This is a genomic window from Mesorhizobium sp. M7A.F.Ca.CA.002.04.1.1, from assembly GCF_004022805.1.
In the GTDB taxonomy this organism is placed as follows: Bacteria; Pseudomonadota; Alphaproteobacteria; order Rhizobiales; family Rhizobiaceae; genus Mesorhizobium; species Mesorhizobium ciceri.
The window spans coordinates 1-2,385 of record NZ_RZPL01000816.1 but is presented as its reverse complement, the minus strand read 5'-3'; the positions used below and the strand labels follow the sequence as shown (position 1 = coordinate 2,385).

The following is a 2,385-nucleotide window of genomic DNA, read 5'->3' as shown; positions in this document are numbered from 1 at the left end:
GCCAATGGCTAAAAATCGAATAAAGAGAGCTTCAAGCACGAAGAAAATGGTGAACGCGGCGGTTACCATAAACGGATTGGTAACGCTGCGCCGGTAGCTTGGCCGGAAGCGAGGCAGGACCCTTTGCCGCCTCCAACGCAACGAAGAAATCCAAGGGAAGTACCAGTGCGTAAGGCGTTGTTGGGCATCGTTTCCAAATCCACCTCCCCTCTCAAAACGATGATGATCATCGCCTTGGCGATGACATTCGTTTTTGGAGACGTTGCCTCGTCGCTGGCGGCCAAGCAGGCGGCCATCGTCGTGGATGCCAAGACTGGCAAGGTGCTTTACTCCGCAGATGCCAACGGCAGGCGCTATCCAGCTTCGCTGACCAAGATGATGACGCTGTACCTGACCTTCGAAGCGATGGCGAAGGGCAAGATCAGCAGGAATACGCCAGTGGTGTTTTCCGCCAAGGCCTCCGCCGAGGCGCCGACGAAACTTGGCGTGAAGCCGGGCGGTTCGGTCACGGTCGAGACCGCGATCCTGTCGATCGTCACCAAGTCGGCGAATGACTCGGCCACCGCGCTCGGCGAAATGCTCGGCGGCAATGAAACCACTTTTGCCCGCATGATGACCGCCAAGGCGCGTGCGCTGGGCATGAACGGCACCGTGTTCCGCAACGCCAATGGCCTGCCAGACCCTGGCCAGTTCACCACCGCGCGCGATATGGCGACGCTCGGCATCGCGCTGCGCGAACATTTTCCGCAATATTACGGCTATTTCTCGCAGCGCTCCTTCCTCTACGGGCGTCAGCGCATCAACGGTCACAATCGCCTGCTCGGACGCATCAAGGGTGTCGACGGCATCAAGACGGGCTACACCCGCGCCTCCGGCTTCAACCTCGTCTCGTCGGTTTCCGACGGCAATCGCCGCATCGTCGGCGTGGTCATGGGCGGCAGTTCCGGCCGCAGCCGCGACAATCAGATGGCCAGCTTGATCAACACCTATCTGCCGAGGGCATCGACTCGCGGCGGTGGCGATCTGGTGGCCAAGGCCGGCGGCAACAACCCGGTCACCGCCCTCGCCCAGGTTCTCCTGCCCAAGCATGACGCTCCGACGCCCGATGACAAGCCTGTTGTGGCGCAGGACGACGCCACCGTCGCCGAGGACGCCACGGTCGCGGAAGACGATACCCCGCAGGCCGAAGAAGCAGCCCCCGTCGTCAAGACCAGAAAGGTCAAGACCGTCATCGTTTCAGCCCCCCAGGTCGCGACGGCCCAGGTCGTCGCTGCCTATGCCGAGCCAACACCAGCGGCCGTCGATCCGGTCAACACGGCGTCGGTGCCGTCGGGCTGGGCCATTCAGGTCGCCTCGTCGCCAAAGCAGTCCGAGGCACAGGCCTTCCTCGACAAGACCACCAAGCAGGCGCCCAAGGTGCTGGCCGACGCCTCCGGCTTCACCGTCGCCTTCGACAAGGACGGCGTCACCTACTATCGCGCCCGCTTCGGCGGCTTCGGTTCGAAGACCGCCGCCTGGAAGGCCTGCACCGCTTTGAAGAAGAAGAACATCGAGTGCTACGCCGTCCAGCAGTAGGACGGCGTGGAAATCATCTCCCGGAAAAATTCTGCGTCGAAGGAGACTAGTTGTGATTGGAGAGCAAGACGTCCTTGGCTTCGTTAATCCGCGCCGCCAGGAAAGACGTGCCGCCGACATCGGGGTGCAGGCGCTGCATCAGGCGGCGGTGCGCCTTGCGGACATCCGCCGCGGCGGCCCCCGCTTCAAGACCAAGGACCTTGTAGGCCTCCTCCTTAGTCATGGCGCCCGGACCTGGCGCAACACCCAGCCCTTCGCCACCGTTCGTCTCAGTGTTTTTGCGCCAGACGGGAAATCTGCCGTCAAGATACGTCTCTAGCAACTGCCGGCTCTCCGGATCACCGGAGAGTTCGCGGTAGAGGTGCTGCAATTCCACCAGCCCCATCGCGCCAAGCATCTTGCCTTCGTGGCGGCCAGCCAGGACCAGTCCTTCGAGGCCGCCGGTATCGTGATCGAGCTCCATTTCCAATGCCGCTGTGCGCACCGTCGAGCGTTTGCCCGGTGCAAGCCCCGCCGGCTGGCGTTTCATTCGCATGGAACCATACCAGGCAATTGCCGCGGTGAGGATCATGCCGCCGACGCCTTCACGGCCGACCACCAGCACGGCGACGCCGACAACTGCCAGAAGAGCCGGCCCAAGCGTTCGCAGCGTGCCCGCCAGTTTCGCTGGCTCGGCACGCAGAAAAATCGTCACCGCGCCGAGCAGCAGCAAAAGCAACGCTACAAAAGCGATGATTGCGCCCATTATTTTCCGCCGCCCCGCAGATGCTCGATCATCAGCCGGTCTTCCGGCCTGCCTCTGGCTTCGAG

At 62.6% G+C, this 2,385-nt stretch carries 2 protein-coding genes; one reads left to right on the top strand and one right to left on the bottom strand.

Going from position 1 to position 2,385, the window contains the following annotated elements:
• Positions 1-165: 165 nt before the first annotated feature.
• A complete protein-coding gene (locus ENZ75_RS28895) occupies positions 166-1,575 on the top strand; it encodes a D-alanyl-D-alanine carboxypeptidase (RefSeq protein ID WP_013531777.1) in 1,410 nt (469 codons plus the stop codon).
• Positions 1,576-1,621: 46 nt separating this feature from the next.
• Here ENZ75_RS28895 and ENZ75_RS28890 read toward each other — a convergent pair whose 3' ends face one another.
• The gene (locus tag ENZ75_RS28890) at positions 1,622-2,320 is read right to left on the bottom strand and encodes a DnaJ domain-containing protein (RefSeq protein ID WP_013531778.1); all 699 of its coding nucleotides are present in this window, start codon (positions 2,318-2,320) and stop codon (positions 1,622-1,624) included.
• Positions 2,321-2,385 lie beyond the last annotated feature (65 nt).